The sequence below is a fragment of the Rahnella sp. CFA14(1/10) genome (assembly GCF_004195095.1).
GTDB classification, from domain to species: Bacteria; Pseudomonadota; Gammaproteobacteria; order Enterobacterales; family Enterobacteriaceae; genus Rahnella; species Rahnella perminowiae.
The window spans coordinates 425017-446935 of the sequence record NZ_SEWS01000005.1 but is presented as its reverse complement, the minus strand read 5'-3'; the positions used below and the strand labels follow the sequence as shown (position 1 = coordinate 446935).

Genomic DNA, 21919 nt, shown 5'->3' with positions numbered 1-21919 from the left:
TCCACATTCGGCACTGAATTATCTGACGCCATCAGAGTTTGCAGCACGGTGGCGAAATGGAAAATGTGAAGGTAAACAAACCGACATTACTAACTGACGGTTGTATCTAATCCTGGGGGCAGGTCACACACTAAAGTTAAGGTTATTACACGCATCTTTTATGAGATAAAGCAGAACATCGTAATACTTCTGATTGTTACTGGAATAACTTATTATTTCATTTATTCTACTTTCATTTTCGACTAAAAACTCATAAAAACCCTCATTACTCAAACTAACTAAAGCCATATCTATAATCGTCGAAAAAGCTAATTCCTCACAATCACCCTTGCCTGATAAAATATAAATATTTTTTAAAACAAGTCCTAGTGAATACGGCTTTACATTACCACCCCTTAAAAACTCGTTGGCTATAGTTTTCAAACAATCGAAAGGATATCGACTGAATTCGTTGCCAATCAGAAGTGAAAATAACTCTACGGATTTATTTATTTTATTTTTGTCACCTACATTTATTGAACTCACCAAATAAGAACACACTCCATTTACAAGTGATAAGTAGGCACCTACACCATTCTCTTGCCGTGAAGAAAAAAACAATTTAGAAGCTAAGCGCTCAGTTTTTTTCTTAACAGGAGAATTTTCAAACTCTGAACTATAAATAACCTTAATTCCATCAACCCCATAATTTCCAAAAAGGGTTAGCCGAGGTACTACGACCTCAAAGACTGAAGAATCATTGTTTTTTTTAATGCACCCAACAAAATTTATCAATTTGATGAGTTTTTCCCTTCTAAAATCACATAACTCACCTGACGAATTAACTGACAAAGTACTTATGTTAGCCCCACCTATAAAAGAATGATTATAACTTCCACCTGAAAAATAAACTCCTTTATCACCTTTAATTATTTCATTCAAATCTGAATTTATTCTCTCATAATTACTTTCTTTTTTAGCAAATGATTTGCAAAACAATGAACTTTCATTTTCTACATAATCAAATATGTAGTTTTTATTTTTTGATATATCAAATACTCTTTTATATGCTTTAAAATAAGAAACAAAAAACCACAAAGCAAGAAATTGAGAAACTATATAATGAGCAACACCACCACCTATAATGAAGAAAAAAATACTCACTATTAATGTAAATAAAGAATCACAACTAAAATTCAGAACATTCAATTTACCAATCACTTGTTGCCTTGAGAAATCCTCTAGCTCAATTGGTGAATTTTTACTAACAGATTCAAAGATCATTCCCATAAAAGTAATCGTTAGTGCAGCAGTAGTACCATGAACACCTATAATCACCCCCCAAGAATTGTAAATCCAACTGAGACTCGCGCCATTTAAAGACTGTGTGTTATAAACTAGCCATAATAAATCCTTGTCATAATAATATATATACAGCTGAAATAAAAACAAAAGAGGAATAAAAAAGAGCACAGCAACATTTCTTAAATTCATATACTAGCCTTGAGATTGTTGTTGATTAAATTATAATTAACACACTATACATTTTGCTTACTTCTTACTCTACTCATATCTAAGGTAAGTAATCTAGACTTTTAACAGAGATCTGTAATTGAGTTAACTTACTTAGAAGTATATGCATGATTAAAGGAGTGTGGCAGCAATCAACAAAGCACAACTAAATCTTTTCACCTCTGCGCGCGCAATTCTCCCCGCCTGCCCGCTGCTGACTTAGCTCACTGGTTTTAATGCATGAAGTAAAGCCTCTGAAAGCCCGTGTAGCAAGGGGTTAGAGCCATTTTTAGCACGCCGGATTGCATGCAAAACCATGCACCCTATGCATGCAGAGCTCAGAAGGACAGGCTAGCCAGAGAAAAGGCTGTCTGGAAGGACGGTTTTGCACTGCATTAGTAAAAAATGCCGCCTTATTCGAAAGCGGCATTACAGCCTGATGCGCTGATTTTAAGGCCTGTTTTTGCATACATAAAATAACCGCTGCTTATTTGAAAGGGAAAACCTACAAAACAGTCAATAATAACAAAGGATGCAAACTCTGTTAAAAAAGCAGCGCTCAGCAGTCCGATTGGGAGCCTTAATAATCTTATCGAGAAATCAATGCGGTTCTTTGAAGAAGTTACGTTACCCTTATGCCAGCCCGAACTGATTATTGCTTATAGTAACGGAATGAATTCACATTCAGCAGCAAGGTTAATGAGCGATCATTTTGGGAAGGGGGGTAAACCTCAATATGTAAATCAAAGTAGCTACTACGCTACGTTTAGTTTTATGGCTCGTTTCAAACTATCAGATGTTCCTGTCATCGGTATACGGCATATGTCACGCTTCAAACCTGACCTACAGCTCATCCGTAAAGCCTGGGAACTCCAACAATTATAATTAATAAAAGTCTCAGGTTTACGCACCTTATTTTCGGAATCGATTTATATTCAGGCATACACCACTACGCTTTTTTATTATTTGAAAAAAGCCAACTATTTATCTTAACTTCCCGAAGCCCGTTATCACCAGATAAGCCCGTTAACGCAAATAAAGCCGCACCCCGAAAGGATTTGCGGCTTTATTATTGCTTCTCAACGTTCAGTCGCCTTCACTCCCCCGCTGTCGCAGGAACCTTTCTCTGCGGCAGTTTTTGGATACAGCTTCCACTTATGAATAGCTGTTACTGAAACGCCTATGTTTTTCCCCGCACATCTGCGCAACCCTCAGATCTGCCTGTTTTATTGATTCGTCAGCAGTCGTAAAGTCTGCACGGTTGATGGCGGAAGCGGCTAAAAATCAGACGACAATAATCTCTGTAGAGGTTTGTTTAAGCGCCCGTTGCACATCATCGCTGATACCGGTGTCAGTAATGATGGTGTCGATTTTTTCCATAGGGAGCACCAGGTTATAGCCGCGTCGTCCAAATTTGGTGGAATCTGTGACCACCACGACCCGCTGAGCAGCATCGGCCATGATACCGCTGATGCTATAGCCTTCATTAAATGTGGTGATCCCTGTTGCCGCATCCAGGCCATCAGCGCCGACAAACATGAGGTTTGCGACGATACCCTGCAATGCATATTCCGTAATGTTGCCATGCAGTGAGCGCGTTTTGTGACGCAGTGTTCCCCCGCAGACAACCAGCGTGATATCCGGGTTTTCGGATAACACAAAGGCAGCAGGTAAGTTATTAGTAATGACAGTGATATCACCCGCTTTCACCAACTCTTCAGCCAGCAGCATGGTGGTGCTGCCGCTGTCGAGGATCACGGTGTCACCCGACTTAACCAACCCTGCGGCAGTCTGAGCGATGCGTTTTTTCGGATCGCTGGCGTGAAGGTAACGCTCTTCCAGAACCATTTCATCCAGCGGTTTGTCGTGACCTGCCGTTTCTCTGGCAGTCCGCTTTGCCGCACCGCCATGAAAACGACTGAGCGCACCTTTTTGTTCCAGCAAACTCAGGTCAGAACGAATCGTAACCTCTGAAACTTCGAAAGCACTCGAAAGCTCAGCAACCAGAACACTGCCATTCTCATTCACTAAATCAATGATTCTATTGCGACGTTCATAAGTATTCATTATGGGTAATCCGAAAGGTCATATACCTCCCAGTGTAAACAAAAGGCACCTGAATGAGGAGTAAAAATTCCGCACGATGTGAATCACAGCAACTCCCGACAGGTTGACGCTGCGCACGGCGATTTTATCTTTTCGTTTCACGAGATGCCTTCATAAACGAAAGCAATCGAATGAAATAAACTTACGAATTATTCCGATCATCATCACGAAATCTGCAAAACGCTATTGTTTGCCTTTCGGAAAGGTATGATCCTCTTCGGAAACAAACGGAGGCCTAAAATGAAAGACATTATTGCTAAACACAAGACAGGCGAAAGGATCGGCATCTGCTCAGTATGCTCTGCGCATCCGCTGGTGATTGAAGCTGCATTACGGGAAGATTTGCACACTGACCGCAAAGTGCTGATCGAGGCAACGTCCAACCAGGTCAATCAGTTTGGCGGCTATACAGGCATGCAACCCATTGATTTCCGAGATTTCGTTCTCGCCATTGCCGAGAGAATTGGATTCCCGTTACCGCGTCTGATTTTAGGGGGCGATCATCTGGGGCCAAACTGCTGGCAGCATGAAAACGCTGAAACAGCGATGGCAAAAGCACAAGACCTTATTGCGCGCTATGTCGAAGCCGGATTCAGCAAAATTCATCTGGATGCGTCCATGTCCTGTGCAGACGATCCTGTTCCTTTGGATCCTTTCGTCGTAGCTCAGCGTGCAGCGCGTTTATGTCAGGTCGCTGAAGAAGTGGCAACGCCACAGCAGAAAGCATTGCTGACCTATGTCATTGGCACTGAAGTCCCCGTCCCAGGCGGTGAGTCATCGGCGATCCAGCATGTTCATATCACCGAAACCAGAGATGCAAAAGCGACTCTGGAAATGCACCATCAGGCATTTCGCGAACTCGGGCTGAATGATGCCCTGGATCGGATCATTGCCATCGTGGTCCAGCCCGGCGTTGAATTCGATCACAGCCGCGTGATTCATTATCAGCCCGATCTTGCCCAGGAGCTGTCAGCTTATATTGCTGCCACACCTCTGGTTTATGAAGCCCATTCTACCGATTACCAGACCCGCGATTCTTACCGCAGTCTGGTGAAAGATCACTTCGCTATCCTGAAAGTGGGTCCTGCACTGACTTTCGCTTTGCGGGAAGCCGTTTTTTCCCTGGCCAACATTGAACAGGTATTTATTGCGCCAGAGTGCCGCAGCCAGATCCTGACGGTTATTGATGGCGTCATGCTGGATGAGCCCGGTTACTGGAAAAAGTATTACAACCCGACATTCAGCCTGTCACTTATCGATCTGCATTTCAGCTTATCCGATCGTATTCGCTACTACTGGCCTCATGTCCGTATCAACCGGGCGATGGACGTTTTAATGGCTAACCTGCGTTCAGTAGATATCCCGCTTGGTCTGCTGAGCCAATACCTGCCTGCTCAGTTTGAACGGGTGATGACCGGTGCACTTACCAGCGATCCGCATGAACTTATCATCGATAAAATTCAGGACGTTCTGCGCGCGTATCACTTCGGTTGCACGCCGTCGCAGACAGTATGTGAAGGAGTCTGCCATGCATAACTGCGCAATCTTCGTCAAAACCGGTATCAGTTTTGCGGATTATCACGAGGCACTCGCACATATCGGTGAACGTATGGTGCAGGAGGGCGTGGTGGAAACGACGTATCCGCAGGCGCTGATACATCGCGAGGCTGAATATCCAACCGGCATCCAGCTTGAACATCATGCTGTCGCCATTCCGCATTGCGAAGCCATTCATGCCCGCAGCCCGGCCATTTATCTGATCAGGCCAGATACCACAGTGGAATTTTTTCAGGCTGATGACGAAGGAACGATTCCCGCCAGACTCATCATTGCCCTGATTGTCACTCATCCGTCCGAACAGCTGAAGCTATTGCGTCAGTTATTCAGCCAGTTACAGGAACCTGTTTTTTTTGAACGTCTACTGACAGTTCCGGAAGAACAATTAGCCGCGCTTTTTGAACAGCACATTTTTCTGCCTGCTCCTGAGAAGCGATCCGCTGTGTGTACCTGAAAATACCATAAGCAATAACCCCGATGTCTTACCTACAAAAATAACATTTAAAACAATTTGTTAAGGAGCCTTACCGTGAAGCGAAAAATTATAGTCGCCTGTGGCGGAGCTGTTGCCACCTCTACGCTGGCAGCGGAGGAAATCAAAGAATTGTGTGAGGCACATGGCATACATGTGGATCTGGTGCAGTGCCGGGTAACAGAAATCGAAACCTATATGGACGGTGCTCATCTGATTTGTACCACCGCCAAAGTGGACCGGACATTTGGCAGTATTCCGGTTGTACATGGCATGCCGTTTATCTCCGGCGTGGGCATGGATACATTGCGCCAGCAAATACTGACCCTGTTACAGGAGTAAGTCATGTTTACCGACATCATGCGCTACATCCTCGATCTCGGCCCGACAGTCATGCTGCCTGGGGTGATCATCGTTTTCTCGCTGATATTAGGGATGAAACTTGGGGATTCATTTAAATCTGCCATTCACATTGGTATTGGTTTTGTCGGAATCGGTCTGGTCATCGGCCTGATGCTCGATTCCATCGGGCCTGCGGCAAAAGCCATGGCAGAGCATTTCGAAATTAACCTGCAGGTCGTCGATATTGGCTGGCCAGGCTCGTCGCCAATGACCTGGGCATCACAAATTGCGCTGGTTGCTATTCCGATTGCAATCGGTGTGAACATTGTGATGTTGCTGACGCGTATGACCCGTGTCGTCAATGTGGACATCTGGAATATCTGGCACATGACATTCACAGGCGCCATGTTGCACCTTGCTACAGGCTCTTACTGGCTGGGGATCATGGGGGTGATTTTACATGCCGCATTCATCTACAAGCTGGGCGACTGGTTTGCAAAGGACACGCGTGATTTCTTTAATCTGGAAGGCATTGCTATCCCACATGGTTCCTCAGCCTATCTCGGGCCGATCGCAGTCCTGGTTGATACCGTCATTGAGAAGATCCCGGGGCTGAACAAAATTCACTTCAGTGCTGATGACGTGCAAAAGCGTTTCGGTCCGTTTGGTGAACCGGTCACCGTCGGTTTAGTGATGGGGCTGATTATTGGTTATCTCGCCGGGTACGACGTCAAAGGCATATTGCAGCTGGCCGTTAAAACCGCTGCAGTCATGCTTCTGATGCCACGGGTTATCAAACCGATAATGGACGGTTTAACGCCTATCGCCCGTCATGCCCGTACGCGTCTGCAGGCCCGCTTTGGCGGACAGGAGTTCCTGATTGGTCTGGATCCGGCGTTATTACTGGGTCATACCGCCGTGGTTTCCGCCAGCCTGATTTTTATCCCTCTGACAATTCTTATCGCTGTGCTTGTCCCCGGAAATCAGGTCTTGCCGTTTGGTGACCTCGCCACTATCGGTTTCTTCGTTGCCATCGCGGTTGCCGTGCATCAGGGCAACCTGTTCCGCACGCTGATTTCGGGCTGCATCATCATGAGTATCACGCTGTGGATAGCCACACAGACCATTGATTTGCACACCCAGTTGGCCGCGAATGCAGGTGCACTCACGGCTGGCGGAAGAGTGGCTTCACTCGATCAGGGTGGCTCGCCGATCACGTATTTACTCATCCAACTTTGCACACTTAAAAACATCGCAGGGCTGACTATCATCGGCGTTATTTACGCTATCGGCGTATTCCTGACATGGCGTCGCGCCCGTCAATTCACACAAACAGAAAAACGGGCAGCCGCTGCACTGGCTAACTCTTAACTTTCATCCCGGCGGGGGTATTCCCCGCCTAAGGAATCTGACTATGAAATCTGTCGTTGTACATGCTGACAGCAGACTAACTGTTGAAGAGCAACCTGCTCCCACGCTGAGTGCTCCCGATGAAGTTCTGGTTCGCATTGCCTACTCCGGGCTGTGCGGGTCCGATATTCCGCGTATTTTCGCCAGCAGCTCACATTTTTACCCCATCACATTGGGCCACGAATTTAGTGGCCACGTCATCAGCACCGGAGAAGATGTGACCGATTTACACGAGGGGGATGCCGTGGCCTGCGTACCTTTATTACCCTGTTTTCAGTGCGAAGAATGCCGTCAAACAGCGTATTCCCAGTGTAAGCACTATCAGTTCATCGGCTCCCGACGCAGTGGCGGCCATGCTGAATTCATTGTGGTTTCGCGGAAAAATTTATTCAAATTGCCGGAAAATTTTTCCCTCCTGCAAGGTGCTTTTCTGGAACCGCTCACCGTTGGTTTGCATGCACTGAAACTGGCAGGAGGTTGTCAGGGTAAAGAGGTAATAGTGATTGGCGCGGGCACCATCGGGCAATTAGTCATTCAGGCCGCCAGCGCGCTGGGCGCGAAATCGGTGACAGCCATCGACATCAATCCGCAGCGCCTTGCCCTGGCAGAGGAAACAGGCGCAAGCCACGTTTATAACAGCGCAACGTGCAATGCTGATGACATCCGCCAGCAAACTCACGAAAGGCGCTTTAATCAGCTGATTGTTGAAACGGCAGGTACGGCACAAACCGTGGCTCTGTCTCTCAATATTGCCGGCCCCAAAGCGCAAATCGCGCTGGTCGGCACCTTACACAAAGACCTGACGTTAGACGTCGCCACTTTCGGCCATATCCTGCGCAAAGAGCTGACTTTACTCGGCAGCTGGATGAATTATTCCTCTCCATGGCCGGGCAGTGAGTGGCGGCAGGCCATTCAGCTTTTTACTGAGAATAAACTCAGCCTTGAACCCCTGATCGCCAGTGTTGCCCGTCCGCAAGAGTTTATCCGGGAGGTCACCGCGCTGGCTGGCAAGCCGATGACAGGAAAGATTCTGCTGGATATGACAGGAGGCCGATAAAATGTATCTGATTTCTAACAGAGAAATGCTGCTCGCGGCTCAGCGCGGGTGTTATGCCGTTCCTGCTTTTAACGTACATAATCTCGAGACGGTACAAGTTGTTGCAGAAACGGCGGCAGCCATGAGTTCCCCGGTGATCCTTGCCGGAACACCGGGGACATTGAGTTATGCTGGCACTGATTACCTGATCTCGATATGCCATGAGGCTGCGCGAAAGTATCGCATTCCACTGGCGTTGCATCTGGACCACCATGAGGATCCGGCCGATATCGGGAGCAAAGTCCGGGCCGGGATCCGCTCCGTAATGATCGATGCATCGCATTTTCCGCTGGCACAAAACATCCAACATGTGCGTGAAACTGTCCGGCTGTGTCATGCCTTTGATGCCAGTGTCGAAGCAGAACTCGGCCGACTTGGCGGACAAGAAGATGATCTGGTGGTAGAGGAAGGTGACGGTATTTTCACCGATCCCGTTGTGGCTAAGCACTTTGTTGAATCCACACGCATTGATTCACTGGCCGTTGCCATTGGCTCTGCGCATGGCCTGTATCAGGGGGAACCGAAGCTGGATTTCAGCCGCCTTGGGCAAATCCGCCAGCAGGTCGATATTCCGCTGGTGCTTCATGGTGCGTCCGGTATTCCTGAAAACATGATACGCCAGGCGATTGAACTGGGCATTTGCAAAGTCAATGTTGCCACCGAGCTGAAAATAGCCTTTGCCGGTGCGGTAAAAGAGTATTTTGCACGACATCCGGATGCGAATGATCCCCGCAAATACATCGTGCCCGGCAAACTGGCGATGCAAAAAGTGGTTGAGGAAAAAATCAGGATCTGTGGCAGTGCCGGGTGCTTATAACGGGCCTTTATTACTAAGCGGGTCAAACACCCGCTTTACAGATTTTTATTAAAGCGCCGGTTGCAGCCACCATTCCATTCTGATTTTATGGAAGTTCATTGATAGTAAAATGGAAACTGCTATGACCACCCTTAACCACTTTGGCCAACCCATTGGTGATGCCCTTCCCGACTGGCAACCCCGCGAACGACCTTCTCATGTTCAGCTTGATGGTCACTGGTGCCGCCTGGAACCTCTGAATACTGAACGCCATAGTCAGGATCTGTTTAAGGCCTGGCACAGCATTGATGATAACCGCGACTGGACGTATCTCTCCGTCGATCGCCCTGCGACCCAGGCTGATTGCGATCTGTTCATTTCCCAACAGGCCAGAAGTGAGGATCCGCTGTTTTTCGCAGTTGTCGATATACAGACACAACGCGCAGTCGGCAGCGTTTCCCTGATGCGTATTGATGCCGTGAATGGCGTGGCCGAAATTGGCTGGGTGAATTGGTCTCCGCTGATGAAACGAACACGTTTTGGCACTGAAGCGATTTACCTGCTGCAACGTTATCTGTTCGATACGCTGAAATATCGCCGCTGCGAATGGAAATGCCACAGCCTGAATGAGCCGTCAAAACTGGCCGCGCAGCGTTTCGGGTTTCAATATGAAGGGATGTTCCGTCAGGCCATCGTCAATAAAGGGCATAACCGTGACACCTGCTGGTATTCCGTTCTCGACTCTGAATGGCCAGCCTCAAAAACCGCGTTTGAACGCTGGTTAAGTGCAGAGAATTTCACTGCCGAAGGTCAGCAAAAGCAGCGGCTGGAAGCACTGCGTCAGTGAAGATCGCCTGCGTTATTCACTGACGCAGGCAGTATTTCGCCGCGAAGGGGATTTACAGTGCAGTCAGCACGCTGATATCAGGCCACGCATAAATTATATTCGGTGAGCGCCAGAGAGGCCCGGCATCGGTATAGCGCCCGGCCTCCCTGCCTCCCAGGGCACGGTAAAAGAGGATGGCGGGTTCGTTACCTTCCACCACACCAAGCCCTGCGCCCCGGAAACCCTCACCGGCCAGATGTCTTGCAGCCTCAGCGATTAACCGCTTGCCGATTCCCTGACGTTTGAACAGCGGGGAAACATACAGGAATTTGATTTCAGCCATGTTGCCAAATTCCGGGTTTGAGGAAGCCGACGCCAGACAAAATCCGGCGAAAACGCCATCAGTTTCTGCAATGAAAATACCCTGACCGGCTACGGGATGTGCAAATTTATCCTGCCAGAAAGCCTGACGGCGCGGGACATCAAGCGCCGCAAAGGCCTCCGCAGGAGCAAGTTCACGATAAGTATCACGCCAGATGGCAACATGTAATTGGGCAAGCGCGTCGATATCTTTGGGTTCAGCAATCCGTAAAGTGCAGGCTGGCACGGCATCCCTCATTATAAAAAATCCACGAAATCATTAAGTCTGCTCAGTATAGTCAGCCCTTCTCTTCCCGCGCCAGCAAACTTCGTTTTCGTTCCACGCCCCAGCGATAACCAGAAATATTGCCGCCGGTTTTCACCACCCGATGGCAGGGGATAGCAACTGCCAGCAGGTTCGCGGCACAGGCTCCGGCCACCGCGCGGACTGATTTCGGCGAACCGATTTTATGGGCAATTTCGGCATAACTGGCGGTGCTTCCCGGCGGGATATCACGGAGTGCCTGCCAGACACGCTGCTGGAAAGCCGTACCGCGAATATCCAGCGGCAAATCCAGACCGATATGTGGCGCTTCCACAAAGCCGATGACCGAGGCAATTCGCCGCTCGAAATCCGGATCGCCACCCAATAATTCTGCCTGTGGAAAACTGTTTTGCAGTTCGTTAATCAGCTTCTCAGGATCATCCCCCAGCAAAATAGCGCAAATCCCCCGCTGACTTTCGGCGACCAGTATATCGCCCAGAGAAGATTTGCCGATGGCAAACCAGACGCGGACATCGCGACCACCCGATCGGAAATTTTGTGGCGTCATGCCCAGCGTCGCTGCAGAGGTTTCATAAAACCGGCCATCGGAAGGATAGCCCGCCGCATGGATCGCCTCGGTGACCGTCGCGGAATGTGTCAGGTTTTCGCGTACGCGTCGTGCCCGCTGCGCCTGTTGGTATTCTTTAGGCGTCAGGCCGGTTTGCGCTTTAAACAGGCGATGAAAATGATAGGCGCTGATGCCCACCCCGGCAGCCAACTGATTCAACGTCAGCATGTCGGCTGATTGTTCCAGCAACCGGCAGGCCTGAGCCACGCGCTGAGCATGAAGCTGCGCCAGTGAAATCAGCCCCTGACGGCAGCGCTTGCAGGGACGAAATCCTGCCTGTTCTGCGGCTTCGGCATCATCAAAATAAAGAATATTTTCCGGATTCGGCTGGCGGGACGGGCACGAAGGTGCACAGTAAATCCCCGTGGTTTTGACTGCATAAACAAATCTGCCATCAGCCTTTGCATCACAACTGACTACTGCCTGCCAGCGCGGATCCTGGCTCTGCACACGGGTGGAGTTTTCCCCTGTCTTATTTTTAACAACGCCTGTTTTATCTGACATTTTCTGCCTCACATTACCGACTGGATAACGGTCAGCATAAGCCGCCGTTAACACCCGTACCCTCCGGCTCTTGCTTTCTCATTCTGCACCAAGCATTCAGCCTGCAACCGGTTTTAAGGGCGTCTCGAGGATCATCTGATAAAAGGCCAGATCCAGCCAGCGATCAAATTTGAAAGCCGCCTGTTTAATCGTGCCGGCATGACTGAATCCATTTTTTTCGTGCAGGGCAATGCTGCCACTGTTAGCCGCATCAATGGCACCAATCAGGGTGTGTACGCCCCTCTCCCGCGCGACATCAACCAGCGCGTTCAGCAGGATTTTGCCCAATCCTTTGCCACGGTGATCTTTATGAATATAAATCGAATGTTCGACCGAATATTTATACGCAGGCCAGGCGCGGAACGTGCCGTAACTGGCAAAACCCAGCAACGCACCCTGTTCGTCCTGCAGTCCGATCACCGGAAAATTATGGGTCAGTTTAGTCGCAAACCAGGCTGTCATACTGTCGATGTGGCGCGGTTTATAATCATAAAGCGCCGTGGATGTCAGGATCGCCTCATTAAAAATATCCAAAATTGCCACAGCATGCTGGCGTTCAGTGCAGGTAATCATTTTCATCAGTCATTCCCGTTGGCTTCCGTTATGCGGTAAATTCCACTATAGTAGAATTAATTCCACAAAAGTAAACAACGGAACTGACCTTATGTCAATCGACCAATTGATCGCCACACGCCTGCAGGCTTTGCGAAAAGCGCAGGGTTTAAGTCTCGAACAACTCTCCGGCAGTTCGGGCGTCAGTAAAGCAATGATTTCGAAAATTGAACGGCAGGACAGCAGCCCGAGTGCCAGTCTGTTAGGCCGCCTCGCGGCCAGTCTGGGCGTTTCGCTGGCGCAGCTACTTTCAGAAGATAACGAACAGCCCGCCCCCTTGCGTCCGCTGGCGCAACAGGAAATCTGGCAGGATCCGGATATCGGTTATCTGCGACGTCAGGTAACCGCACATCAGGAAAACGGCGGCCCGGAACTGGTTGAAATCACGCTGCCCGCCGCCGCCCGCATCAGTTATCCTGGCTGGAATCATCAGGCCTATAAACAACGTTTATGGCTGGTGGAAGGGACGCTGACCATAGATTATGGTGCTGAAAAATATGCCTTATCGGCGGGTGATGCACTGACGTTTGGCGTGGATTTGCCCATCACATTCAGTAATCCCGGCGCTGAGCCTTGCCGGTATCTGCTGGTCATGAGCGACAAATAGCTTCCACATTTTCCAGCAGCGCCAGCGCACGGTCGTGCTGACGGCGAAAACGCGTCGTCATCATCAGCCACATTTCCGGCGAGGTATCTTCCCGCCGTGCAGCCAGTTCCTGAAAACCGGGGAAGGCACCGCCGCGATAACTCAGGTCGTAATGGAAATCGTCTACGGAGCTGTAACGCAGACGATGCAAACCGGCAAGAGCCTGCTTCATCTGAGGCTGCCAGATCTGCGGCTCCGTCTGCCAGTTGGTGGTCAGTTCACTCAAAACAGGCTGTAATTGCTGTAATTTTTCAGCCACGGCGGAGAGATCAAATTCCGGTGAAACGCTGGCGGCCAGTTCTGCCAGTGATTGCTGTAAACCGTTCAGATACGTCAGCGGATCCAGCGGTAGCGCGGTCTGTGTCAGCAGACCTTCCAGCCAGTGCGCGTGGATTTGTGTATCGCGCCACAGAATATTCAGATCCACTTTATCGTAAGTGTCGTCTTGTGTGTGCCACCACCAGCCACCGCCACTGCCTGGCGACTGACTGGTTTTTTCAAGCGGGATTTCGCGAAAGGCAAAATGCAGCGGCACACCACAGCCCCAGAATGACTGATCGCCGCCTTTGCCCGGAGGGATAATGCACTGCGCCGGGTCGCCGGTCACGGCTTCCACCGCCGCATTTAAAAAGGTCTGTGATTCCGCACCGCTGGCATTGAGCACAATATTCACCGCATCCTGACACCCCGGTGAATCGACGTTAATGTGCGCCACACAATGCTGTTTCAGTGACTGGCGGTAGTTATCGGCATACCAGGTGGAGCCTCCATAGCGGGCGTTAGAATGCCCGGGCCACCAGATAATCCGCAACCCGCGCAGCAACCTTTGCGGCTGCTGATGAAAATGGATGGCCATCCCCAGACAAAGCGCATTACCGGTCGCGTTGTCCGTAACCCCCTCATGCCAGGAATCGTAATGTGAAGAGAGGAGTACGAATTCCGGCGTACTGCCGGGAATATCCACCACCGGCATGCTGCATCCGGCGACGTGAAAATTCAGTTCCGTGGCGATTTCCAGCCTCATCAGCGGATGTTGCTGTAACTTCTTTAACAAATGCTGACCGTCCTGGTGATTAACGGAAATCACCGGCAGGCGCGGATAACGCAGAAAATCATCCGGTTCCGGCGTTCCCCAGACCGGTCCGACAGTTTCTTCATGCAACGCTGTTTCAGCCGAGCCCCAAATATGAATAAGTCCGGCGGCACCTGCGGCACACAGGCGTTGTACATAATCTTCAAAACCCTGGCCGGCAATCACGATTTTGCCTTTTACCTCCTGCGCCCAACGTTGCCATTCATGATCTGTACGTGATTTACAGGCACCGGCATCGTAATAGCCGAGCCCCTCCACGCCCTGCGGGCAATGCGCCGAGAATGAACGGGTTTTGGCATTGCACTGCCATTGCGGAAACTCAGGCAGACGCAACCTTCCGGCCAGCGGATCGCTGAGATACAGCGGGCAATGCAACAGCCGCGCATCCAGACCTTGCTCCTGCAACACAGACACCATGTGCTGCGCCGCCCGCTCCGCATCATCGCAGCCGGAAAGCCGGTGCAACGTGGAAAATTCACGCAGCAGCCCATCCATCAGGGGTAATAAAAATTCACGAACCGGCTGGCGCAATCCCATGATTATTTAACCTTTTCCTGATGAACCGATATGTCCAGCGGACCGAAGTAATGGGTCTTAATCTTTTCCCAGGTACCGTCAGCCATGATTTTTGCCAGGCCGTCATTGAGCAGTTTTTTGATGTGATCATCGCCTTTACGCAGGCCGTACGACGAACCGATGCTGAACAGTTTATCGTCACGCACTTCCGGGCCGGTCAGGGTAAAATTCCTGCCTTCCGGTTTGTTGAGGAAGCCAAAAGTCACCGCCACCGCCGGGCTGAGCGCACCGTCCAGGCGTCCGGCCACCAGATCCTGATAAATGGTGTCCTGATCGGCATACGCCACCACATCCACTCCTTTCGGCTGCCAGAAAGTATTGGCATACATTTCCTGAATCGAACCCTGCTGAACCGCGATACGCTTACCCTGCAACGATTCCGGTGTCGGCAACAGCGGGCTGCCTTTTTGCACCACCAGCCTGGTCGGGATGTGGTACACAAAATCGCTGAAGTCGATCACTTTGCGGCGTTTTTCGGTCGCCCCCTGCGGCGAAATGAAATCCACTTTTTTGGCAATCAGCGAAGGGATTTCCGCGTCAAAGCTGCTGACCACATAGTCACATTTGACTTTCATCTCTTTGCAGATGGCGTTGGTGACATCAATTTCAAAGCCGGTCGGCGTCCCCGCAGCATCACGGAACTGGAACGGTGGATAACTTAAATCAGCGCCAACACGCAGCGTTTCGTCTTCGGCATGCGCCAGTGCGCTGCCCAAGATCATTGCCATAAGGGCAGCCACTTGTATTTTTTTCATCATTATCCTGTCCTCATACCCAAGGTTATTATTTTGATTGTGAACTTAAAAACGGGACTTCCAGTTTAAAAACTCTTCCCGTACGGCCTGAAGTTTTGCGCCGTCCTGACACAGATCAACTGTCGTCATCGCCAGCGCTTTTGCCGCCTGCAACATAGCCTGCAGGCCGGCTTCGGAACCGGCAGCTTCGGCAAATTCCGGTGTATGTGGCAGCACATCACCAATACGGATATACGGGTGGATCGCCGCCGTTACCTGGCTGACGTTGCCGATATCAGAAGAACCGATCCCGCCACTGAGCGGCGGCGGAACCACTTCTACGCCGAGGATGTCCAGATTTTGTTTAAAGTATTCCGCCAGCGTCAGGTTGTTATTGCGCTCGGCGTAGGTCAGCCCTTCTTCAATTTCCAGCCGCGCACCGGCCATCAGCGCCGCCCCCCGTGCCGCATCAAACACTTTTTGTTTGACGGTACTGAGACCCCTGACCGTTTCGGCGCGCATCAGGAATTTCGCTTCCGCATAAGCCGGAACAATATTGGTCGCACTGCCGCCGTCGGAAATAATGCCGTGCACGCGCACATCGTCGGTGAAAAACTGACGCAGGGCATTAATGCCGTTGAAGGTGTGGATCACCGCATCGAGCGCGCTGATCCCGTTCTGGGGAGCTGATGCCGCATGCGCCGCTTTGCCATAGAATTTAAATACCGCATCCACACATGCCAGCCCGCCGCGTACCACCATGGTTTTATCGCGCGGATGGAACATCATCACCGCATCGACATGGTCGAAAATGCCTTTCTCGCTGAGAATAATTTTCCCGCCGCCCTCTTCCTCTGCCGGTGTACCGATCACTTCCAGCTTGCCGGTCAGCAGATGCGATTGTTGTTTCAGCGCCAGCGCGGCCGTCACGGACGCCGTGCCAATCAGGTTATGTCCGCAGGCGTGCCCCAGTTCCTTCAGCGCATCGTATTCCGCCAGCAACGCGATCACAGGGCCCGGCTTGCCGCTGTCAAACGTCGCGCGGAATGCCGTCGGCAAGCCGCCCAACTGAACCTCAATCTCAAATCCTGCCGCCCGCAGTGGCGCAATCAGTGCCGCTGCCGATTCGGCTTCCTCAAAGCTGAGTTCAGGGTTGGCATGAATGCTCAGCGCCAGCGCACTGGCCTGTGCTGCGAGAGAATCCACAGCTGCGATAATCTCAGCTTTCTGTTCTTTGGCGTGATGAACCGATGTAGTGCAACCAGACATGTTTTATTCCCTGCGATGGTGCAAGACCAAAAATTATTTTCGGGTGAATGCAACTTGGTGCGACGATGATGCGCCGCTACACCAACAGAAATAGGGCTTTTACTGTTTCCGGTCAAATTGAGCCTTTTTATCTGTTGCGCTTTTTACGCAAAAAATATTTTATGGAGGAAGGATTTTACGGGTGGCGGAAAAACGATGAACGAGAAAGACTGGCTGATATTGCGGGCGGTATATCAGCATAAAAATATCACCCGTGCGGCGGAACAGCTTTATACCTCACAACCCGCGCTCAGTTACCGTTTACGCCAGATTGAACGCAAGCTGGCGATCCGTCTGTTTGAAGAAGGACAAAAAGGGCTGACCTTCAGCGCACAGGGCGAATATCTCGCGCAACACGCCGTCACCGTGCTCAATGATTTACAGCAACTGAAACTCAATCTGCACAGTCTGGATCAGGAGCAGCAGGGAGAGATTTCACTGGGCGTGTCGAGCAACTACGCGGCGTACCGTCTTCCGCCATTGCTCAGCCAGTTCCGGCAGACACATCCGGGGATCCGTGTGAATCTGATGAGCGGTTTTAGCGAGGAGATCATTCAGAAGCTGTTGCGCGGGGAAATTGATATCGCGCTGGTGAAGGACGATTTTAACTGGAAGGAAAGCAAGCATCTGATTGAAGAAGATGATTACGTGCTGGTCAACAGTCAGGATTTTGATTTCGCCCTGTTGCCGCACATGCCGCAGATAAAAATTCACCACGGTGCGCACGTGACGCAACTGATTGAACGCTGGTGGAATGCCAACTTTTCGCATGCACCGACTGTCACAATGGAAGTCGACAAACTGGAAGTGTGCATGGCGATGGTGGAACACGGACTGGGTTACGCGATTGTCGCTCCTTATTTACCGCTGCCGGAGCATTTTTACCGCCGCCCGATCACAGTGGACGGCGCGACGGTAAAAAACCGCACCTGGTTGCTGCACCGCCATAACCTGCATGCCACACCGTACATGCAGGCGTTTATACATCTGTTACAAACGGCGCAACACGGGCTGATGCCCCGCTGATCAGAGATCTAACGTGCCGTCGATCAGCGTACAGCTATCGCCGCCGATCCACGGTTCGCCATCCACAAAGGTGACGGTCACGCGGCCATCGCGCTGGAGCTTCGTTCCCTGACGCACGCGGTAGGTTTGTGCCATATGCGCACCATCCGGGAAATTCGCCGCTTTCAGCACCCGCGCCAGACAGGCATTGGCGCTGCCGGTGACCGGATCTTCTTTCAGCACACCGTTTTCGTCGATAATCGCCCGCACTTCATAATCCGCAGGGCCGTTTTTATCGTGTAAACCATAGACTGCGATACCGTTAATCCCCAGCTGTGTTTGCAGTTGACTGACCGCGGCGGCATCGGCCGTGATATTCAGACAGTCCTGCGCACTTTCCATTCGCACGACCAGCCAGATGATGCCCATATCGACCGATACCGGCATGACGTCAGCCTGAATGTTGCCGCCGCGCAGCGCGGTTTCCAGCAACGCATGATGTTCAGTCTCCAGCGGTTTCAGTTGTGCAGGCGGAGCGGAAAATGCCTGACCGCCTTCTGCCAGCTGTTTTACCTGCACCAACCCGACACCGCATTCCTGCACCAGATAACCAGAATTTTTAGGCTTCAGCCCGCTTTGCAACAGCGCATATGCCGTACCCAGCGTCGGATGTCCGGCGAACGGCAGCTCTTTGTCAGTAGTGAAAATCCGCACGCGGTAATCCGCTTCGGGTGATGTCGGTTTGATCACAAACGCCGTTTCCGCAAGATTGGTCCAGCGGGCCATGGCAAACATTTCGGCATCCGTCAGCCCTTCCGAATCGAGTATCACGGCCAGTGCATTGCCTTTGAGCGGCTCAGCGGTGAACACATCAACTTGTTTAAAACGACGCAAGCGGGTCATAGCAAATCCTTTTTAATCGTTGAGTAAGAAAAGGCAAAGTGAATGCATAGAGCAATATTTCAATAAGCTATCGGGAAAAAGGCCAGTCGCTGTCGGCTGACCTATGCTTAATAACATTGTTTCCAAAGTATCCTAAAAACATAAGGAATAGAAAGATGCCCGTGAAGGATTTGGTTGGTATTGGTATCGGTCCCTTTAATCTCAGTCTCGCCGCCATGGCAAAAGACACGGAAAAACTCAACGCTGCTTTCTTCGACGCTAACCCGGAATTCAGCTGGCATCCCGGTATGTTATTACCCACGGCGACCATGCAGACCTACGTCCTGCAGGATCTGGTCACTACCGTTGCGCCGCGCAGCGAATTCTCGTTTATTAATTATCTGGTTGAGCAGAAGAAAATTTACCGTTTTCTGGCCACGGAACAGCTGATCATCAGCCGCGATGAGTTTTCCGATTATCTGCGCTGGGCGTGCGACCGCATTACGGGTTTGCATTTTTCCGAACCGGTTGAGCGGATTGATTTCGACGATAAGCGGCAGGAATTTATCGTGCAGAGTGAAAAAGGCAAGCACCGCGCGCGCAATATTTGCCTCGGCACCGGTCATGCACCGTGGATCCCTAAACCGGCACGGGCAGCACTGGGGGATAACTGTTTTCATGCTGCAGAAATAGAACTGCGTGAGCCTGATTTCACCGGTAAACGGGTGGTAGTAGTCGGCGGCGGACAGAGCGGTGCCGACATCGTTCTTAACGCACTGAGCGGCCACTGGGGCGAATTCACCGAACTGAGCTGGATATCCCGGCGCCCTAATTTTCAGCCACTGGATGAATCAATTTTCACCAATGAATATTTTACCCCAGAGTATGTGAACTACTTTTATACGCTGCCGGAAGAGGTGCGCGAGCAGGAAATAGAAACGCAAAAACTGCCTTCTGACGGCATCAGTTATCACACGCTGGAAGACATCTATAAGCAGCTTTACCACCGTTTCGACGTGCTGCATCAGCCGCGTAACGTGCGTTTGTTGCCCCACCGCGCATTGGATCATATCGTGCGTAATGCGGCTGGCGATTTCAGTTTGCAGGCAAAGCACGGGCTGGAAAAATGCGAGGAACATTTCAGTGCCGATATGGTGATCCTGGCGACCGGGTACCGCCCCGGTTTACCGGATTATCTTGAACCGCTGCTGGCACGTATTCCTTATGACCGCGAGCAACATTTGCCGCTGCAGCCGAATTTCAATCTGCGCTGGGATGGTCCGGAGCAGAACCGCATTTACGCAGTGAATGCCGGGATCCACAGCCACGGCAGTGCCGAAGGGCAACTGACGCTGACCGCGTGGCGCTCGGCAAAAATCCTTAATCATTTGCTGGGCGAGGCACATTACGATCTGCGGCCGGTGCCCTCGCTGGTCCAGTGGTGGTCAGATACGCCCCATAAATAGCGAGCACAAAAAAGCGGAGCATCAGGCTCCGCGTTTCCTTTTCTTAAAGCGCCTTCGTGACTGAAAACACGTCAGACGTAAAAATAGATGGCTAAAAAGTGGCAGGCACTGCCGCCAAGCACGAATCCGTGCCAGATGGCGTGACCGAACCGATAACGTTTTGAAGCGTAAAAAATAACGCCCAGCGTGTATATCAAGCCACCCAGCGCCAGCAATATCACACCGCCAGGGGAAAGTTTGGTCGCCAGCTGATAAATCACAATCAGTGACAGCCAGCCCATTGTCAGATACGTGACCAGGGAAAGCACCTCAAAACGGTGCGCAAACGCCAGTTTAAAAATCACGCCGAACAGCGCCAGCCCCCAGATCACCGCCATTAATCCTTTCGCCAGAGGAGAATTGAGCCCGACCAGCAGGAACGGCGTGTAGGTACCGGCGATCAGTAAATAAATCGCGCAGTGATCAAGTTTTTTCAGCCAGTATTTGGCTTTCTGATGCGGTATCGCATGATACAGCGTGGAGGCCAGATACAGCAGAATCATGCTGCCGCCGTACAAACTGTAGCTGGTGATCGCCATGGCGCTGGCGTTATCGCCTACTGCCTGAACCAGCAACAGCACCAATCCGACAATCCCGAAAATCAGACCCACACCGTGACTGAGGCTGTTGGCAATCTCTTCAGCCCACGGATATCCCTGTGGTGATGGAGACAACTTACCCATACGTTGAGAACCCTCCAGGCAAAATACGTTAAAAGAATATAAAAGCGCTTCAAATCCGGTTGCTTATAACGGCTGATTATAAATCATACCGCAGACAGAGTAGCTGAGAATTATTCCAGTGTACACCTGTAAGCTTAAAACGAGTATTTCCCGATGTTACAGTCCCTTATCAGGATCATCATTTCAGAGTGACACCGTCTGGAATCCCTTCAATTCATTCACTTTGCTTATAATTTCTCCTCATGGCATTCAGAAAAGAACGATGCTGACCGCACCCAAAAACATGATTTTTTGTCATCAAGGGACTAAGGTGTACCGGAAATCTCTGATAACGCCATTAACAATGCTGTCAATATGACTAAGGTTTGACTATGTCTGTAGCAACTTCCCCGCTGGATTTCGGTGCCATGACTGAAGTTTTTCAGTTCCTGATGGAAATCGACAAGCTGAAAAGCGTGCAACGCCGCACAAAAGTTTTAGGCACTGAGCGTCAGGAAAATTCCGCGGAACATAGCTGGCATTTCGCCGTGGCAGCGATGTCTCTGGCACCTTTTGCGCCGGCAGGTATTGATATTAATAAAGTCATCCGCATGGCGTTGATCCATGACATCGTGGAAATTGATGCCGGTGACGTGCTGGTTTACGATCTCGCTGCCCGCGCGGCAGTTCAGGATCAGGAAATCATCGCAGCGAAACGTCTGTTCGGCCTTTTGCCCGCGCCGCTCGACCGCCAGTTCCTGGATTTGTGGGATGAATACGAAGCGGGTGAAACGCCGGAAGCACGCTTTGCGCTGGTGATCGACCGTGTGATGCCGATGGTCATGAACCTGAATAATCAGGGTCAGAGCTGGGTGGAAAATAATATCCGTCTGGAGCAGGTGTTAGCCCGCAATGCCTTTATCGCCGATATCCATCCTGAACTGTGGCTGCATATCCGCAGTCATCTGGATAATGCTCATCAACAGGGCTGGCTGAAATAATAA

21 protein-coding genes are annotated in these 21919 nt (G+C 50.6%); 11 read left to right on the top strand and 10 right to left on the bottom strand.

The window, feature by feature from the left end; genetic code table 11:
* Window positions 1-123: 123 nt before the first annotated feature.
* Together EVX52_RS12975 and EVX52_RS12970 are read right to left on the bottom strand one after the other, a co-directional pair.
* A complete protein-coding gene (locus EVX52_RS12975; protein ID WP_129991437.1) occupies window positions 124-1473 on the bottom strand; it encodes a hypothetical protein in 1350 nt (449 codons plus the stop codon).
* Window positions 1474-2775: 1302 nt separating this feature from the next.
* On the bottom strand, window positions 2776-3558 hold the full coding sequence (locus tag EVX52_RS12970; protein ID WP_129952969.1) for a DeoR/GlpR family DNA-binding transcription regulator: 783 nt from the start codon (window positions 3556-3558) through the stop codon (window positions 2776-2778).
* A 279-nt stretch (window positions 3559-3837) separates the two neighbouring features.
* Here EVX52_RS12970 and gatZ point away from each other — a divergent pair, with 279 nt between their 5' ends.
* From gatZ to EVX52_RS12935, 7 genes are all read left to right on the top strand, one after another.
* Entirely contained in the window at window positions 3838-5133 is a 1296-nt protein-coding gene (gatZ, locus tag EVX52_RS12965) for a tagatose-bisphosphate aldolase subunit GatZ (RefSeq protein WP_129991436.1), read from the top strand.
* On the top strand, window positions 5126-5608 hold the full coding sequence (gene gatA, locus EVX52_RS12960) for a PTS galactitol transporter subunit IIA (RefSeq protein ID WP_129991435.1): 483 nt from the start codon (window positions 5126-5128) through the stop codon (window positions 5606-5608). Before gatZ ends, gatA begins: the two co-directional genes overlap by 8 nt.
* Before the next feature lie 75 nt (window positions 5609-5683).
* A complete protein-coding gene (gene gatB, locus EVX52_RS12955) occupies window positions 5684-5968 on the top strand; it encodes a PTS galactitol transporter subunit IIB (protein ID WP_129991434.1) in 285 nt (94 codons plus the stop codon).
* Window positions 5969-5971: 3 nt separating this feature from the next.
* Window positions 5972-7339, top strand: a complete 1368-nt coding sequence (locus EVX52_RS12950) for a galactitol-specific PTS transporter subunit IIC (protein ID WP_129952973.1) — start codon at window positions 5972-5974, stop codon at window positions 7337-7339.
* Window positions 7340-7382: 43 nt separating this feature from the next.
* A complete protein-coding gene (gene gatD, locus EVX52_RS12945) occupies window positions 7383-8435 on the top strand; it encodes a galactitol-1-phosphate 5-dehydrogenase (protein WP_129991433.1) in 1053 nt (350 codons plus the stop codon).
* Between the two features lies 1 nt (window position 8436).
* Window positions 8437-9291 carry a tagatose bisphosphate family class II aldolase gene (locus EVX52_RS12940; RefSeq protein ID WP_129991432.1) on the top strand — a complete coding sequence of 285 codons (855 nt, stop codon included), beginning with the start codon at window positions 8437-8439 and terminating at the stop codon, window positions 9289-9291.
* A gap of 121 nt (window positions 9292-9412) precedes the next feature.
* Window positions 9413-10117 (top strand): GNAT family N-acetyltransferase, encoded by a 705-nt coding sequence (locus EVX52_RS12935; RefSeq protein ID WP_129952976.1) that lies wholly within the window; start codon window positions 9413-9415, stop codon window positions 10115-10117.
* Between the two features lie 52 nt (window positions 10118-10169).
* On the opposite strand, the gene EVX52_RS12930 is transcribed toward EVX52_RS12935, so the two are convergent.
* The 3 genes from EVX52_RS12930 to EVX52_RS12920 form a co-directional block, all read right to left on the bottom strand.
* On the bottom strand, window positions 10170-10703 hold the full coding sequence (locus EVX52_RS12930) for a GNAT family N-acetyltransferase (RefSeq protein WP_129991431.1): 534 nt from the start codon (window positions 10701-10703) through the stop codon (window positions 10170-10172).
* 52 nt (window positions 10704-10755) lie between these two features.
* A complete protein-coding gene (gene ada, locus EVX52_RS12925) occupies window positions 10756-11853 on the bottom strand; it encodes a bifunctional DNA-binding transcriptional regulator/O6-methylguanine-DNA methyltransferase Ada (protein WP_129991430.1) in 1098 nt (365 codons plus the stop codon).
* A gap of 96 nt (window positions 11854-11949) precedes the next feature.
* Window positions 11950-12471 carry a GNAT family N-acetyltransferase gene (locus EVX52_RS12920; protein WP_129952979.1) on the bottom strand — a complete coding sequence of 174 codons (522 nt, stop codon included), beginning with the start codon at window positions 12469-12471 and terminating at the stop codon, window positions 11950-11952.
* An 85-nt stretch (window positions 12472-12556) separates the two neighbouring features.
* Between EVX52_RS12920 and EVX52_RS12915 the strand changes: the two genes are divergently transcribed.
* Window positions 12557-13111 carry a helix-turn-helix domain-containing protein gene (locus EVX52_RS12915; protein WP_129952980.1) on the top strand — a complete coding sequence of 185 codons (555 nt, stop codon included), beginning with the start codon at window positions 12557-12559 and terminating at the stop codon, window positions 13109-13111.
* Here the strand turns inward: EVX52_RS12915 and EVX52_RS12910 are convergent.
* From EVX52_RS12910 to EVX52_RS12900, 3 genes are read right to left on the bottom strand one after another with little or no spacing between them, the layout of a single operon-like run.
* Entirely contained in the window at window positions 13095-14780 is a 1686-nt protein-coding gene (locus EVX52_RS12910) for a M28 family peptidase (RefSeq protein WP_129991429.1), read from the bottom strand. The genes EVX52_RS12915 and EVX52_RS12910 overlap by 17 nt on opposite strands.
* Window positions 14781-14782: 2 nt before the next feature.
* Window positions 14783-15577: a transporter substrate-binding domain-containing protein gene (locus EVX52_RS12905; protein WP_129991428.1), complete on the bottom strand. Its 795-nt coding sequence runs from the start codon at window positions 15575-15577 to the stop codon at window positions 14783-14785.
* Between the two features lie 42 nt (window positions 15578-15619).
* The gene (locus EVX52_RS12900; protein ID WP_129991427.1) at window positions 15620-16822 is read right to left on the bottom strand and encodes a M20 family metallopeptidase; all 1203 of its coding nucleotides are present in this window, start codon (window positions 16820-16822) and stop codon (window positions 15620-15622) included.
* 195 nt (window positions 16823-17017) lie between these two features.
* Between EVX52_RS12900 and EVX52_RS12895 the strand changes: the two genes are divergently transcribed.
* Window positions 17018-17887, top strand: a complete 870-nt coding sequence (locus tag EVX52_RS12895; RefSeq protein ID WP_129952984.1) for a LysR family transcriptional regulator — start codon at window positions 17018-17020, stop codon at window positions 17885-17887.
* Here the strand turns inward: EVX52_RS12895 and EVX52_RS12890 are convergent, their stop codons facing one another.
* Window positions 17888-18769: a PhzF family phenazine biosynthesis protein gene (locus EVX52_RS12890; RefSeq protein WP_129991426.1), complete on the bottom strand. Its 882-nt coding sequence runs from the start codon at window positions 18767-18769 to the stop codon at window positions 17888-17890.
* A gap of 155 nt (window positions 18770-18924) precedes the next feature.
* Between EVX52_RS12890 and EVX52_RS12885 the strand changes: the two genes are divergently transcribed.
* Window positions 18925-20214 carry a lysine N(6)-hydroxylase/L-ornithine N(5)-oxygenase family protein gene (locus tag EVX52_RS12885; protein WP_129952986.1) on the top strand — a complete coding sequence of 430 codons (1290 nt, stop codon included), beginning with the start codon at window positions 18925-18927 and terminating at the stop codon, window positions 20212-20214.
* A 71-nt stretch (window positions 20215-20285) separates the two neighbouring features.
* Here the strand turns inward: EVX52_RS12885 and EVX52_RS12880 are convergent, their stop codons facing one another.
* A complete protein-coding gene (locus EVX52_RS12880) occupies window positions 20286-20936 on the bottom strand; it encodes a hemolysin III family protein (protein ID WP_129952987.1) in 651 nt (216 codons plus the stop codon).
* Window positions 20937-21307: 371 nt separating this feature from the next.
* On the opposite strand from EVX52_RS12880, the gene EVX52_RS12875 reads away from it, so the two are divergent.
* Entirely contained in the window at window positions 21308-21916 is a 609-nt protein-coding gene (locus tag EVX52_RS12875) for an HD family hydrolase (protein ID WP_129952988.1), read from the top strand.
* Window positions 21917-21919 lie beyond the last annotated feature (3 nt).

Coding starts and splice junctions, on each gene's coding strand:
- EVX52_RS12975 (WP_129991437.1), bottom strand. CDS start 1,473: ATGAATTTAAGAAATGTTGCTGTGCTCTTTTTTATTCCTCTTTTGTTT.
- EVX52_RS12970 (WP_129952969.1), bottom strand. CDS start 3,558: ATGAATACTTATGAACGTCGCAATAGAATCATTGATTTAGTGAATGAG.
- gatZ (WP_129991436.1), top strand. CDS start 3,838: ATGAAAGACATTATTGCTAAACACAAGACAGGCGAAAGGATCGGCATC.
- gatA (WP_129991435.1), top strand. CDS start 5,126: ATGCATAACTGCGCAATCTTCGTCAAAACCGGTATCAGTTTTGCGGAT.
- EVX52_RS12950 (WP_129952973.1), top strand. CDS start 5,972: ATGTTTACCGACATCATGCGCTACATCCTCGATCTCGGCCCGACAGTC.
- gatD (WP_129991433.1), top strand. CDS start 7,383: ATGAAATCTGTCGTTGTACATGCTGACAGCAGACTAACTGTTGAAGAG.
- EVX52_RS12940 (WP_129991432.1), top strand. CDS start 8,437: ATGTATCTGATTTCTAACAGAGAAATGCTGCTCGCGGCTCAGCGCGGG.
- EVX52_RS12935 (WP_129952976.1), top strand. CDS start 9,413: ATGACCACCCTTAACCACTTTGGCCAACCCATTGGTGATGCCCTTCCC.
- ada (WP_129991430.1), bottom strand. CDS start 11,853: ATGTCAGATAAAACAGGCGTTGTTAAAAATAAGACAGGGGAAAACTCC.
- EVX52_RS12920 (WP_129952979.1), bottom strand. CDS start 12,471: ATGAAAATGATTACCTGCACTGAACGCCAGCATGCTGTGGCAATTTTG.
- EVX52_RS12915 (WP_129952980.1), top strand. CDS start 12,557: ATGTCAATCGACCAATTGATCGCCACACGCCTGCAGGCTTTGCGAAAA.
- EVX52_RS12910 (WP_129991429.1), bottom strand. CDS start 14,780: ATGGGATTGCGCCAGCCGGTTCGTGAATTTTTATTACCCCTGATGGAT.
- EVX52_RS12905 (WP_129991428.1), bottom strand. CDS start 15,577: ATGATGAAAAAAATACAAGTGGCTGCCCTTATGGCAATGATCTTGGGC.
- EVX52_RS12900 (WP_129991427.1), bottom strand. CDS start 16,822: ATGTCTGGTTGCACTACATCGGTTCATCACGCCAAAGAACAGAAAGCT.
- EVX52_RS12895 (WP_129952984.1), top strand. CDS start 17,018: ATGAACGAGAAAGACTGGCTGATATTGCGGGCGGTATATCAGCATAAA.
- EVX52_RS12890 (WP_129991426.1), bottom strand. CDS start 18,769: ATGACCCGCTTGCGTCGTTTTAAACAAGTTGATGTGTTCACCGCTGAG.
- EVX52_RS12885 (WP_129952986.1), top strand. CDS start 18,925: ATGCCCGTGAAGGATTTGGTTGGTATTGGTATCGGTCCCTTTAATCTC.
- EVX52_RS12880 (WP_129952987.1), bottom strand. CDS start 20,936: ATGGGTAAGTTGTCTCCATCACCACAGGGATATCCGTGGGCTGAAGAG.
- EVX52_RS12875 (WP_129952988.1), top strand. CDS start 21,308: ATGTCTGTAGCAACTTCCCCGCTGGATTTCGGTGCCATGACTGAAGTT.